16 protein-coding genes are annotated in these 13560 nt (G+C 48.1%); 4 read left to right on the top strand and 12 right to left on the bottom strand.

The genetic code is table 11. The features are described 5' to 3' along the window. Positions 1-196: 196 nt before the first annotated feature. The 7 genes from QUA20_RS05835 to hflX all read right to left on the bottom strand — a co-directional run bounded on the left by QUA20_RS05835 (position 197) and on the right by hflX (position 8381). Complete coding sequence (locus QUA20_RS05835) at positions 197-778, bottom strand: hypothetical protein (protein WP_333186366.1); 582 nt, start codon at positions 776-778, stop codon at positions 197-199. A 167-nt stretch (positions 779-945) separates the two neighbouring features. Further along, positions 946-2781 carry a CHAT domain-containing protein gene (locus QUA20_RS05830; RefSeq protein WP_333186364.1) on the bottom strand — a complete coding sequence of 612 codons (1836 nt, stop codon included), beginning with the start codon at positions 2779-2781 and terminating at the stop codon, positions 946-948. A 108-nt stretch (positions 2782-2889) separates the two neighbouring features. Beyond that, positions 2890-4029: a Gfo/Idh/MocA family oxidoreductase gene (locus QUA20_RS05825; RefSeq protein ID WP_333186361.1), complete on the bottom strand. Its 1140-nt coding sequence runs from the start codon at positions 4027-4029 to the stop codon at positions 2890-2892. A 166-nt stretch (positions 4030-4195) separates the two neighbouring features. Beyond that, positions 4196-5182, bottom strand: coding sequence for a glutathione synthase (gene gshB, locus QUA20_RS05820; protein WP_333186358.1), 987 nt, complete (start codon positions 5180-5182; stop codon positions 4196-4198). 67 nt (positions 5183-5249) lie between these two features. Further along, entirely contained in the window at positions 5250-5513 is a 264-nt protein-coding gene (grxC, locus tag QUA20_RS05815; RefSeq protein ID WP_333186355.1) for a glutaredoxin 3, read from the bottom strand. A 194-nt stretch (positions 5514-5707) separates the two neighbouring features. Next, positions 5708-6304, bottom strand: coding sequence for a hypothetical protein (locus QUA20_RS05810; protein ID WP_333186351.1), 597 nt, complete (start codon positions 6302-6304; stop codon positions 5708-5710). 481 nt (positions 6305-6785) lie between these two features. Further along, entirely contained in the window at positions 6786-8381 is a 1596-nt protein-coding gene (gene hflX, locus QUA20_RS05805; RefSeq protein WP_333186348.1) for a GTPase HflX, read from the bottom strand. A 49-nt stretch (positions 8382-8430) separates the two neighbouring features. On the opposite strand from hflX, the gene QUA20_RS05800 reads away from it, so the two are divergent. The 4 genes from QUA20_RS05800 (at position 8431) to QUA20_RS05785 (ending at position 10302) form a co-directional block, all read left to right on the top strand. Beyond that, positions 8431-8556 carry a hypothetical protein gene (locus tag QUA20_RS05800; RefSeq protein ID WP_263053573.1) on the top strand — a complete coding sequence of 42 codons (126 nt, stop codon included), beginning with the start codon at positions 8431-8433 and terminating at the stop codon, positions 8554-8556. 404 nt (positions 8557-8960) lie between these two features. Continuing rightward, positions 8961-9173, top strand: a complete 213-nt coding sequence (locus QUA20_RS05795; RefSeq protein ID WP_006634547.1) for a chlorophyll a/b-binding protein — start codon at positions 8961-8963, stop codon at positions 9171-9173. Between the two features lie 298 nt (positions 9174-9471). Next, positions 9472-9750 carry a photosystem I reaction center subunit PsaK gene (locus tag QUA20_RS05790; RefSeq protein WP_172184248.1) on the top strand — a complete coding sequence of 93 codons (279 nt, stop codon included), beginning with the start codon at positions 9472-9474 and terminating at the stop codon, positions 9748-9750. Between the two features lie 429 nt (positions 9751-10179). After that, positions 10180-10302, top strand: a complete 123-nt coding sequence (locus QUA20_RS05785) for a hypothetical protein (RefSeq protein WP_281363504.1) — start codon at positions 10180-10182, stop codon at positions 10300-10302. Between the two features lie 32 nt (positions 10303-10334). On the opposite strand, the gene QUA20_RS05780 is transcribed toward QUA20_RS05785, so the two are convergent. The 5 genes from QUA20_RS05780 to QUA20_RS05760 form a co-directional block, all read right to left on the bottom strand. Beyond that, on the bottom strand, positions 10335-10916 hold the full coding sequence (locus QUA20_RS05780) for an antibiotic biosynthesis monooxygenase (protein ID WP_333186341.1): 582 nt from the start codon (positions 10914-10916) through the stop codon (positions 10335-10337). Positions 10917-11438: 522 nt separating this feature from the next. Next, positions 11439-12080 (bottom strand): isochorismate family cysteine hydrolase YcaC, encoded by a 642-nt coding sequence (ycaC, locus tag QUA20_RS05775; RefSeq protein WP_333186339.1) that lies wholly within the window; start codon positions 12078-12080, stop codon positions 11439-11441. A gap of 249 nt (positions 12081-12329) precedes the next feature. Further along, entirely contained in the window at positions 12330-12467 is a 138-nt protein-coding gene (locus QUA20_RS05770) for a hypothetical protein (RefSeq protein WP_333186337.1), read from the bottom strand. Positions 12468-12488: 21 nt separating this feature from the next. Then, positions 12489-13088: a class I SAM-dependent methyltransferase gene (locus tag QUA20_RS05765; RefSeq protein WP_333186333.1), complete on the bottom strand. Its 600-nt coding sequence runs from the start codon at positions 13086-13088 to the stop codon at positions 12489-12491. Positions 13089-13258: 170 nt separating this feature from the next. After that, positions 13259-13560 (bottom strand): hypothetical protein (locus QUA20_RS05760; RefSeq protein ID WP_333186330.1); only part of this gene is annotated, 302 nt, incomplete at its 5' end.

Here is a 13560-nt window from a genome sequence, read left to right as displayed (position 1 = left end):
GTGAGGACAGAGAATCCTCATAAAACTACTAGGAGTGTCAACGTGTATACAAATCAAATAGGATCGCTATCAAAGTATAGCAATCCATATAGTTTAACAATTCGACTAATTTGACATCTAACTAAAGGTAGATAAATTTTATATTAATTTTAAAAAATTACCGCAATCCCAGCACAAAAACCCAGTCATCAAACAATTAATCAGAAACTGCTAATTCCGAGATTGCATAGCGGGCAACAGCCAAACTAACTCTCGCCTGTTCTATTTCCGACAATTGGGCCCAAGGTCTTTTAGTCGCCACGACCAATTCCACCCCTTCCGAATCAACATCTCGCATGGCATAAGCCAAAGGACGTGCCAACACCTGCAAATCTTCCTCACCCCACTGAGGCAAAATATCTAACACGCACTCTACCATTTGGTCAGCTAAAGATTGATACTTAACAGTTGCGTTTTGTACGCTTTGAGCGATGCTGGCCAGAAAAGCTTGAGGAACGCGAGTAAATTTTTCGCGCAAAGACTTTTGCAGAGCAGTCGTCAGCCAAACTTGTTCTAATTGCGAAAATAAAACTTGCGACTTCAGGGCAATATCGCTGTCGCTGAAGGAATCAGACAGCGCAAATTCCTGCTCTGCGGCACTCAAATAAGATTCTGATTCAAGCTGTGCAGGATTCCAGGGATAAGCAACATCAGCCTGAACTATTGTGGCGAGAAGTTCCATCTGGGCTTGAGTTTGTGAGTCGCGAAAATATTCAGAATCAGGAGATTGAGTAGCCATGATGTAATACCTCAGGGGGAAAAGGAAAATTATAGAAGGGGGACTGTGCCAAGAGCTAGTTGCGAGCTATCAGTGGTAAGTAACTCTTTTAAATTAAGACTGGAGATTCAACGCCCAGAACTTTGCTGTGCCGCTCGCCCCTCGCCTTCATTAGCTACACCCGCATCTTAATTCGTTCCGCAATCAGTCTCACTGTAGCCCGAAGTTTTTGGAACCTCAATAGTGAACTCAAAAATCTGACCTTGAGAACTGCCAAATTTTAGCTGAGTGCCGCTGCGCAGCAGCAATTCTTGGTGGTGAACTCTCTGCCATCCCTCAGGCCCCAAAACTAGAGTCCCGTAGCGAGAAAAATCCCGCAGGAAGTAGCTAGGTTCTTCCCGGCTATCTCCGATACTGTTTCTGCAGAAAATCTCGGCGTGTTTTTGAGAAACCCACTGTTCTCGAATCACTACGTCGTTTTCTTCCCAGCGTCCGACTCGAACCATACCCGCGCGAATCGGCCAAACCTGATTGGTCGATTCGGTGGATTTGGCATTTGGTCGATCGCGCCCCCGCAAATAAGCACAAGACGGCAACCGTCCCAGCCAAGTAGAAGAATTTAAAGGCAATTCAGTTTTTAGGTCATCAACCAGCTCAGTTAGCTGACCGTCAAACTCAGGGTGCATATACAGCACCGGCAGCGTCCAAGCCGGTTGATTGAACTTGTAGAGCGTCAGTAACTGCTGTCTGGCGACGGCGACTGCCCGATCGACCGACATCCGTCCGGCCAAAGCTTGGGCAAAAGTTTGGATAAAACTCAGGGCCTCGCGATCGGCGATCGAGTCCCGCATCCCCAACACCGCAGGCACCCCGTGATGGATCAGTACCTCAGCCAAACTGCTGCGGGCGATCGCCTGTTGCTGGCCGTTAGTTGAGTGCAGCATCTCCACCGCCGGCTGAGCTCCCCAGCAGGCATTAAAAACCGCCAGAGTCACGCGGCACCGAACTAAAACCTGAGCCAGTTCAGTACCGTTAATCGCGGTTTCCGGCCCCAAAAACAGCAAGCCGCCATCGGGGCCCGGTATCCCGTGGCCGGCGTAAAACAGAATATTGTAAGCTTGCGTTTCCAGCCGAGAAATGAGTTCCGCCGGAGTAGGTTCGATCAGAGTATCGACGCGAGTCGGAACGCTGATGTCAGAATATTTGCCGCTGTCGTCGGTTTGAAAAGCACTTTCCAGAACACCAGCTAGGGCGAGTGCTTCTTCTCCCAACTGCAAATGACCGTTATTGCTGGAAAATAGAGAATTAGCACCGCGGCCGGGTTCTGCTTGTCCCAAAACTAGCAAAATGTTGAGCGACTCCGCAGGCTGCAGGGGTGGCAAAGGTTCAACATTGCTGGTAGTGCGGCTGAACAGCAGTTGCTGCGACAGAGAAATTGCCGGTTGACCTGCTTGAGGCTGCATAATTTCCCAAGGCAAAGCAATTAAATACGGTTCGCGCAAATCTACGCGCACTCGCAGGGGTAGATTTTGCCCGATCGCGATACCTTTACTTTCCTGGAGACTACCTTGAATCGGCCCTTCAAACAGCCACTGCCAAAGATTAATCCCCAAATGCTGCATCAGGCGACTGCTGTAGCTGGCCGGTGGCGGCGGCGGATTCTGCTCCCCCCTGTCGCCCCACCCCGCTTGACCGAGGTGGATCGGCACAGAGGGCGCCGGTGGAGGTAGCTGTAGGGAGTGAGGGGTTCGTTGTTCAGTTTGTGCCAGTATATTCTGGCTGTTTTCCGGCGAGAATATACTGGCATCTGGATTTAGGGGCAATTCGTGAATTGTCCCGGAGGGCGAAAACATTTCCTGCCAAGCTTTCCATGATTGGGATAGGGTATCGGGCCACATACAGTCGTGGTGAACGTACCCGCTGGGATAAGGAGCTTGTAGAACCCAAGTGGCAAAATGGTTTGCCCCAGCGGTTCTCAGGCGAGCGATCGCTATACTGAGGCAAGGACTTTCAGGGCGCGCCATTCACAACTACCGACTCTGGATATAGGGTTGGATTGAGTTTCTCTATTAGTAGTTTATCGGGTTTGGGGTGTGATGGAGTGCGCGAGATTGCTTTGGGAGTTATTACTTTTACTTAGTGCCCAAAAATTTATCTAAATTCGGTACATCTACCCAAGTTCCCGTAGCGTTCGACTCCTGGGTCAAATCCATCAACAACTGCGAGTAAACCCCTTCTCTGAGCGAGGGTATCAACGATTTACCTGCATCTATTGCTTCTACCCACCTATCTACTACTCGAATAAACGGTGCAATTCTCCCGTCTGGATAAACTTGAGGAAACTCCAATCTTTGAGGAATTTTGATTTCAGCTAAAGGTTCTCCACCTTGGGAACCCCACAAGCGAAATCCGTGTACGTAATCTTGCTGGTTGTCGCTTCCCAACACCAACGTACCCTTACTCCCGTATATTTCCACCCAGTGTCCCCGCCCTTGATAAGTAACAGAACTCAAACAAACCTGACAAGGCGTTCCCCCGGCTACTTCCAACATCAACGTGCAAGAATCATCTGCATCAACTAATTTTAAATTTCCCGAATCATTCGGATCGGGCCGCGCCGAAATGCCTGTAATCAAGTGCGCCGAAAGCCTCTGCGGCGAGCCGAACAGCCAGCTAATATAATCAAAAACGTGAGAACCCGTCGCGCCCAAAACTCCGCCGCCACGCTCTTTTTGCGCGTACCAATTCCAGGGGCGAGTCGCATCAGCACGGCTCGACACCAGCCAATCAACCTTAATTAAACGCTTTTCTCCCACATATCCTGCTGCCAATAATTCTGCTAGCATTTGCCATGCGGGGATGAATCGAAATTCAAAGTCCATTGTGGCAATTGCTCTGGCACCACCATTTTTTAAATCGGTTTGAGATTCGCTGTTTGCCAATCGGTAAAGTTCCCTGGCTTCATTCGCTGTCAGGGCTGTGGGTTTTTCTAATAATAAATGCTTGCCTGCTTCCAATACGGTTTTTGCCATTTCATAATGCAAAAATGGCGGCGTGGAAATGCTGGCACCCGCTACTTCTGGGATGGCTACTATATCGGCGATCGAGTCGCAAGCGTAGGGGATATTGTGGCTAGAGGCGATCGCCTTTGCTTTGTCTAAATTCCGGTGGTAAACAGCCACAACCTCTGTCCGGTGATGTGCCTGGAATCCGGGAAGGTGCACTTTTTGACCGAAACCTGTACCGACTACTGCCACGCCAATTTTTGACATAATTTTCTAATTGGGAATTGGGAATTGGGAATTGGGAATTGGGAATTGGGCATCGGGCATTGGTAGCAACTAACAAATAACTAATGAATTCAACATCGGCATGACGCTCGATGATAATTAATCCGTGTATCCGTGTCCAAATCTTTGTCGTGCTTTCCTTCTTCCCTCATCCTTCTTCCTTCTTCCTTCTTCCTTCTTCCTTCTCCACCCATTCAATTACTTGTTTGCCCAAACTAACCCCGTCAAATAAGTCAATTTCTCTGATCCCTGTAGGGCTGGTGACATTAACTTCTGTGAGATAACCGCCAATGATATCAATGCCGACAAAGTACAGTCCGTCCCGTTGCAGCACGGGTTCTAACTGAGTGCAAATTTGCAGTTCGCGATCGGTAATTTCTGTTTTTGCGACTCGGCCGCCGACGGCCATATTGCCGCGAAATTCATTGCCAGTGGGAATACGGTTGATAGCACCGATCGGCTTGCCATCCAACAGTATAATCCGCTTGTCTCCCTCTTTTGCTTCCGGCAGATAAGTCTGAATCATCACTGGAATTTGCCCTTGTTGAGTGCTAATTTCGACCAGGGAGTTGAGATTGCGATCGTCTGCTTCCAAAAATAAAATTCCCTCGCCAGCTTTGCCGCCCAAGGGTTTAAGAACTGCCGCTCCTTTTTTCTCAACAAATTGCCGAATTACTTGCTTGTTTTGAGAAACAATTGTCTCGGGGATCGCTCCCTCAAAATGCAAAGCATACATTTTTTCATTCGCCGCCCGCAATCCTTTGGGACTGTTAACTACCAAAGTTTTAGCAGAATTAATGCCATCTAGAAGGTAAGTAGCGTAGAGGTAAGGAATGTTGACTGGGGGGTCTGTTCGCATAAATACTGCGTCCATTGCTTCGAGAGGCTGCAAAGTAGGCTGTTCCACCTCGTACCAAGCCTCAGCAGCCTCCCAGCGTCCATCTACGACTTTTACAGGGGTGAGTGCTACCCGACTGAGCATTGCCCAGGTTTTGCCGCCGATGACGCTTAGTTCATTGGCTTGAGTCGCCCAGACTTCGTGACCCAACTCTTGAGCTGCCTCCATCAGCGCTACGCTGGTATCGTGTCCTGGAATTAGTCGCGCGAGGGGATCGATGATGAATGCAAATTTCATTGTCAATTAAAATTAAGAATTGGTCGCAGGAAAATTTGGGCTGACTGAAAATTCGACAGGGAATGCCTCATTTGGCTGCTAGCAGCGGGTCTAGCTGGCCTAGAGCATCAAGTTTGTGCATTTCGTCGCAGCCACCTATGTGTTGGTCGTTAATGAATATTTGTGGCAGGCTGCGGCCTCCGTTGGCTCGATCGGTCATTTGAGCTCGTGCTGCTTCATCTCCGTCGATCGCGTACTCTGTAAAATCCACCCCTTTTCGCTTCAGCAGTGCTTTTGCACGAATGCAAAACGGGCAGGTTCTCCAAGTGTAAATTTCTATTTTAGGGGTCATCGGACGAGCAAATAATAACTATATTTTTTAATTGTAATCTTAACCAATCTTATTTTAATTTTTTAATAGTTGCAGCAAGCAAGCTGTAAAGTTATTATTTATACAATTTCTTTAATTTTAGCCTAAAAATAAAAAAAACACCCGCGCTTGAAAAAACGGAGAGAGTTTGAAAACAAGCAGCAGGTTGGGCCTGCCTACCGTTGCTGACCAACCTGCTTGTTTCGTCTTCTGCCGGAACAGATGATTCCTGCGCCTGTCACCATGAGTCCTACCACCATACCGGGTTCAGGGATAGTAGCTCTTGGCGGCTTGGACGTGGAGGTGGTGTATATGTTTCCCAAGTCCCCCGCGGCGGGCGCCGTTAGTGGTGGTTCGGTTTCGGGTACTTCCTGTACCGGGTCTGCTGGTGGTGATTCAACTACCTGCTCTTGCGGTACCGGGTCTGCTATGACTACTGGTGGTGATTCAACTACCTGCTCTTGCGGTACCGGGTCTGCTATGACTGCTGGTGGTGATTCAACTACCTGCTCTTGCTGCACCGGGTCTGCTATGACTGCTGGTGGTGATTCAACTACCTGCTCTTGCTGCACCGGGTCTCGCAGGGATCCTGGTGATGATGAGGTTGTTGCTGATTGCTCGCTGCTTGCCTCGGCTTTGGCGCACTCACTTGAAAAGTTTCCGGGCCCGCACACATCTACTGCTGAAGCCGGAGGGGCAGCAGCTAGATAGTAAAACGCTGTTGCCATTGTGGCAGAGAGTCCAATTCCTAGTTTTGCCAGTGGCGTAAACATAACTATTTAGTTAAACAGTGGTAAAATCTGAAAATAGAAATAGTCCTAGAGATTAGCGCTGCACGACGGGCAAGGATTTTACAGTTCTTACAATAAATGGATGTTTTCTTTCGCGAGCGCCTGTAAAAGATAGTATAGCGCTTGAGGTGACCGCCCAAACACTTTAAGAATATTATTCTCTTTCACCTTGACCTCGCGTACCGTGGTTTGCACTAGGAAGTGGTTTGCACAGAGTGAAGCAACATCTTTTTGCAACCTCTCAACCAACAGCCGTTACAGCCATTAACAAAGAGTGTTTTTACCTTGACCGCCGCCTCCTGAAATTAATAATTTAACCGAGCGCAAACGAGAGCTGCTGTATTGTACTTTGCAATGCACAATCTGGCTACTCTTCTATAATCTCATGGTTCGACGATATCTGTCCTCAGTATATGTACGTGTATTCCTGACTGTCAACCAGTTAAAAGGAATATTTAAGTATTTACCGAGGGTAGAGGGCGTATTGAATGAGCTGAGCTAGTCGATCGCGGAGACTTTCCATCCCGAGACCTTTGGCGGCAGAAATAAATACGGCTTGAGGAAACTCTTCTCGGGCGAGGGCGAGAGTCTCTCCATCTACAGCATCGATTTTGTTAAAAACTACAAGGGCTGGCCCGGGAGTTACGGGCATATCTGTCAAAATATTCATGACCGATCGAATTTGGCTCTGCCACGCGGGATGCGATAGATCGACAAGGTGCAGCAAAGCATCGGCGTCAGTGACTTCTTCGAGGGTAGCTCGAAAAGCGTCGATCAAGGCGGGGGGCAGTTCCCGAATAAAGCCCACTGTATCTGTGAGGACGATCGACAGCGGTTCCCGAGTGACAGTGCCAGGAATGGTCAACCGTCGCGTTGTGGGGTCGAGAGTGGCAAATAACTGGTCGGCGGCATAAACCTCGGAATTGGTGAGCAGGTTGAGCAGAGTCGATTTACCGGCGTTGGTGTAGCCGACGATCGCCACTGAGGGTACTTCGTGGTGGTGGCGGTTCTGCCGCAGCCGGAAGCGGTGGGCCAGCAGTTGATTTACTTCTTGCTGCAATCGAGAAATGCGTTTGGCGATTGTCCGCCGTTCGGTTTCTAGTTTGGTTTCCCCGGGGCCTCTGGTACCGATGCCGCCGCCCTGTCTCGACATTGCCTGACCGCGACCTCTGAGCCGGGGCAGGGCGTACTCTAGCTGAGCGAGTTCGACTTGCAATTTACCCTCGCTCGATCGAGCTCTTTGGGCAAAGATGTCGAGAATTACCTCTGTTCGATCGACCACGCGAATACCTATCTGAGTTTCCAAGTTCCGTATTTGTGCGGGGGCCAGGTCGCGATCGAATACCACGAGGTTAGCGCTAATCGTCTGAGCGGTGAGGGAAATTTCCTGAACTTTGCCTTCGCCGACGACTGTCTGCGGATTGGGGCGCGATCGTTTTTGGCGCACTGTTTGCAGCACTTGACCCCCAGCGCTTTCAACCAGCCGCGTGATTTCTGCGAGTCCGTCCTCAAAATCCAACTGAGTCATGTGCTGAGTCATTACACCTACCAACAGCACTTTGTCTTGGTCTGCATCGACCTGCTTAGCGACAAACTCTGCTTCAAACTCTGCTTCGAGTCCTTCCACCAAATCCAGAAAGTCTTGGTCGGCGAGTTCGTCCAAATTTAGCGGTTCTGAGATTTTCCAGGGAAAGTTTTGAGTTTTGATTGGTGACTTTTGAATTGAAGGCTCTTCTATTTCATCAGTTGAATCTGGTTCTAACTGAGCGCTCAAGACAGAGAACTCAAAATTTGGCTGGTCTCCCTGGGGTATCAAGTGAGCGAGATAAGTTTCTTGGATGTACCCAGTCGCACCGCCGCCGCGGCGCTGAAATCCTCCGCCGGTCAGTGTCAGCCAAACCAGGGCATCCAAGCGCTGAATTGCCATTGCTGTGAGGGCTGCTTCGCTTGGGGTTTCTGGCTTTAGGTGGGTGGCGATGCAGCGAATGCCGCTGAGGCGACCTCCCCCGTAGCGGGGCAATTCTAAGGGCGCAATCTGCGTTTGGCGGGGTGTACCCACGCCGACGCGAATTACTTGTCCGCGGCGGTTGATGTAGGTGCAGATTGGTTTGTCTATTTCCGTGCTGATGGCCGCGACGCGCTGGGCGAATTCTGCCGTGGTGATGCGATCGCCCGGTAGTCGCTGGTGGTACAGCTTTTCGAGTTGCTTGAGCTGGCTGGACTTTAAACCTTGAAGATTGCCGTAGATGGTTTCGATAACTGTTTCTCCCGATCGATCTGTTTATCTCCTATTTTAATTAACTCAGGGGCGATCGTGTTCGGGTTTTAAGTTGAAATTTACTAAATTTTCTTGCCTCTAGCAGAGGGCGGATTCAGTCTTGTCGAGTCACCAGCGCCGTTGTTTGTCGCTACGGGGCGATCGGGCATTTCACTGCTGCCTTCTAAACTTGCGGTTGTATTCAGTATCTACAGATACAGGAGCTCGCTGAAAAAATTATCGCAACAAAAGTTAACACTTTTTTTCTTGTTTCAAAATCCTCCTTTAGACTTGTGTGTAGCTTGAGCCTACAGGCAGATAGCCAAGCAGAAATTAGGTCGCTACCATGAGAAGCGAAACATTGTTAAGGAATGTAAAAACATGGAAACTCGTCCTACTAACTTGCCTCCTACGGCTAATGCTTACAACGGCAAAGATCGGAATGCCTTTCTGTTTGGCTTCAACCCGCAAGCAGAACTTTGGAACGGTCGCTTAGCGATGATCGGTTTCTTAGCTTATTTGCTTTGGGACGCCGCTGGATATAGCGTTCTGCGCGACATTCTTCACTTTCTGCCTACCTACATTGCTCACTAATGAGTAGCTGTATTTCCTGTCTGGCAGCGTGAGTAAATGCCGCCCTTGCCAGACAGGCTCAAAGTTACAAATGGCAGGGAGTATGGTTTTGTCCCTTTGTATCTTTCGTTACTTTTGAATGGCATTAAAAGACTTCTTGATGTGATTCGATGATTACGGGTGGGGGCGCTGTCGCTGGCGCGGTGAATATTAACACCAACAGATATTTATTGCGTAAAGGCGATCGCCCCTGCTGTATTTTTGGTAAAAAATCTCATCGACCATTTCTGATAGTTTATGAAAAATAGGAGCATCAACCATGATTAACTCAAATTTACTGGCAGTAGTAGAATCCGCTCTGACTGACACAGCATCAGGAACTTGGCAAAAGCCTCTGGTGATGTTTGTCTGCAATATCTTAGCATTGCTAGTTCTCAGCCGCAGAATTTGGTATCCCCACGTCGGGCCGAAAATGCCTTTGCCCTTTCCCTCTCTGTTTAACAATGTTAGCGTACCGGCATTTTTGGCTTGCATGAGCGCCGGTCATTTGCTGGGAGTATTCGCGATTTTGGCGCTGAGTATCGACAAGGCTATCTAGTAGCAATTGCGCGGCTGTTTTGACGATTTCTTGCTGAAATTGGTTGGTTAAATGGCTGACAAAAAATGGCAGGGGTAAGTGAAAAGCACTCACCCCTAATTTTAATTTTATCTAGGGACTGACGCAGAAATCGGTTTTTTTACCATGCACTTACAACTAACGGGGCTTAAATAAATTTCAAGCCCAAACTAGCTTGCTCGACAGCAAATACCTCACCGCTGGCTTATAGCGCACCCACAAATCTATAAGATATAGCTGTTGTCAAAGCTTCTAAGACCTCCGTAAAAGTAGTTAAAAATTGTGATCCCTTAGCAACGACGCCATTCACCCTTCAACTGAATGCCGCTTGAGGATGAAGATTCGTGCAATCCCACAGGAGTCGGAGTGGATTAGCCTTGTGGGCATTGCGGGTTTGAATATGATGCTGACATGAATGTGGCTCTTAATATTGCTGCTTTGGGGGTGTCTGTAAGCCATCCCGAAAGTCCGGGGATGAGTTGTCAACTAGAGGGACAATTGTCTCTATTTCCGATCGCCCAAATCAGAGGCTAAAGCTCCGTGCTTTAGGTCGGAGTAAGCTTACTTTAGGGAATGGGATATAGCCATTTGCGAAATAATTGTGTTAAGCGCGGCATGACCAAATAGGTGAGCAGGATAACAGTCAGACCAGAGATCATCAGAGATATGAGCAAGGCAGGAAGCCCTGATAGTAGCGGTACCAACAAACGATTGAGAATAGAAATGGTAAAAAACACTCCCAACCATGTAACTAACGCCATTTTGTAGCGTGGGGGTGGAGCCTTCATCGATTTATTGGGCAGCGTAAACCAGGTTTCCAATCCGCTCAGAGTTTGGATATCTTCTGGGTTTTCAATCAAAGGCTGCAATCGCTCAATCCACTCTCGCCGAACATCAGATTCCAGCCAGGCCTTGAGATTGTCGTAGCAATCGAACTTGAGAATGACCACGTACTCAGGATGAGCGTGATGCTGGGGTCGAATAGTGTTCACACCCAGATGTCCCTTGAACTTTCGTGCATCTGCGGCGATGCCATGAAACCATGCTTCGTAACCTTGCTCGCGCCCCGGTTTCACGACATGAGAGATCACAGCGGTGACTAGATAGTTTTCTTCACTGGTATTGCTCGCCAACGGTTCTTCCAACATAAAATTTAGAGAATTAACTGAGAGAAAGTTTAATTAAGAAAAACGACCCTAGAGACACCAAATTGCTCGGCAATTTTCGGCAGCACGTCTTGAAACAGAAGGGAGATTAACGAATGCGATCGCGCAGTTTTGGCATGAGAGGAAATGACTAGCGAGATTCAGCAGCTTGTAAGGCAGTTTGGGCATGGGCGAGATCCTGCGTTCGAGCCTCCTCTCCACCCATGAGATTATCAGCAGGGATGACTTCAATATCTGTGATGCCCATAAACCCAAAAATGAGCCGCAGATAGGGTTATTGGAGTTCGTAGGCAGAGTAAGGCGTATCTTTTAATTAGGCTGAAATGGTGAAATAGTTCGGCCCAGACAAAGACTTGCAATCATTGACAAGAGCTATTAAAAACACCCTCTACGTGACTTACAACCAAGTAGTTGTCACCGCTAAGTTCCACGTAAAATTGATAACCTAGCGATGACCATATTAACTCAGTTACACAGGATCTAAATAAACTAGGCGCTTTCTCACTACTTACTGGGAGATCCAGGATTTGCCGTTGCTGCATAGCTGGTCATCAGGTTTTTGTAGTCAGGAATAAACCCTGCTAACAGACTACCCAGTCCTTCAATATCGTTGCGCCAGTCACGATGCAATTCACACACAACGCTAAACCAATTGAGCAACTGAACTCCAGCACGAGACATTCGATCCCAAGCTGCATAACGACAGGCTTCATCGAAGGTTCCAGAGGCATCGGTGACAACAAAAACCTCATAACCTGCCTCTAATGCCGAAAGCGCACAAAAAGTAACACATACATCAGTGACAATTCCGGCAATAATCAATTGCTTCTTGCCTGTTGCTTCTACTGCTTTAACAAAGTCCTCGTTGTCCCAAGCGTTGATTTGTCCGGGACGCGGAATAAAGGGAGCATCTGGAAACTTCTCCTTCAGTTCAGGGATGATGACTCCATTGGGGCCTTGCTCAAAGCTAGTTGTCAAAATTGTAGGCAGGTTGAAAAATTTGGCTGCACTTGCCAGCGCCAGCACATTATTTTTGAAGTCGGCGGCACCAATATCACGCACAAGTGAGAACAGTCCAGTTTGATGATCGACCAGCAAAACCGCAGCATTATTCTTGTCTAGACGGTTGTATTTGAATGTAGACATGAAGTATTTCTCCTATTTTGGTTATGGGTGAATGAGGAATTGCAGGATGGAGTCAAGAATCAGAAAGCCTGGAGTTGTACAACTTAAATGTACTTTTTTATTAAAAGCGAAACGTCTATTTCCTCTAAATGGCTTATGGCGTAACCTGTTGCGGCATGAACTCTGTTTGCAAAATCTTACCAAATTTCACCACTCAAGATCCGCAAGTTAAGCGCTGAGTTAACGCGATCGCCCTAATCTCGACACACGTTACACCAACGCCCCTAACGCTTTCCAGGTCGCTTTTTGAGGATTCGTCAATCCCGCCGGGCCTCGAATATTCATGCCTTCATACAGCCGATCGCCCATCAGCGTTCGGTTACAGCGTCCCGTTGCGACATCCCACACTTTAATGGTGCGAATGATAGGTTAGGTCTTTTGGGCAATGATATAAACATGATTTTGAGGATACTGGTCATATTCGAGATGGCGGCAGGTGCAATGATGGTCAACCAGAATTTGCAGGAAAGTATCTACACCCAAAGTGCTGTAATCAAAGTCTTGACCTTGAAATGCTCCCGAAACCTCGCTGCTTGTATGTCCGCCGCCACAAGTGAACAGGATCACTCCATTGGGTTCAAGCGCATCGCATAGCTTTTGTATCACAGGCGCTTGCTTGTTGATTGGCAGATGAAACGTGCTATCCCACGCTGCAATCAGGCTGTAAAGTTTCGGCGGCAGCCAATCACAAATGTCTTCGCGGTAAAACGTGATTTCTGGATGTAGCCGCTGGGCTAAATCGATCATTTCGCTAGAAATATCAAGTCCTTCAGGCTGAAATCCATGTTTGGATAAACTGTTAATAAAACGTCCGCTGCTTCCACACCCGACATCAAGTGCTGCGTGCTGCTTAGAAGTAAATTCGATCGCCCGTTCTAATTGGGCAATCCCGTAGGTTGAATCTTGATGCTGAGTTTGCCACCATTGGGCAATTTGGTCGTAGCGGGCGGATGTATCATTTGGCTCCATAGAGTGACCTCATAAGTGTCGATCGAGATTTTCAGCGAAATTAAAATCTTTGTCCGCGCTACACGCAGGCTATCCTAATGCCCCTAATGCTGTCAATGAGGTTGCCAGCACCATCCTTGTGACTCCGCGCTTGGCTTTGCCTCCGCAGCTCATCGAGATCAAATTCATCGCTAAGGTTTAGCTACTTCTAAAAACCGGCGTTGCATATTGGCGGGATGATTTTGAATTTTATCAAGGCTGAAAACCCTTATTTTTCTAGCGGGATCTTCAGCCCACCGCACAAGATTTATCCCAAAATTATGCAAAGCCGAAAAGACAAGTGCGATCGTGTCTAGTCGGGCAAATCGAGACAGGCAAGGTTTTGGAGTTGCCAGCCGAAAGGGTCTATTTGGTTGCAGGGTAAACGCATCTAAATTAAGTTGACAAAAAATCATATTTGTGCCTGAGCTAGTATCTGAGAAAACCATTCTTA

The organism is Microcoleus sp. Pol7_A1 (assembly GCF_036701085.1).
GTDB lineage: Bacteria > Cyanobacteriota > Cyanobacteriia > Cyanobacteriales > Microcoleaceae > Microcoleus > Microcoleus asticus.
Note: the sequence above shows the minus strand (reverse complement) of the source record. Positions and strands in the feature narration are given on the sequence as shown.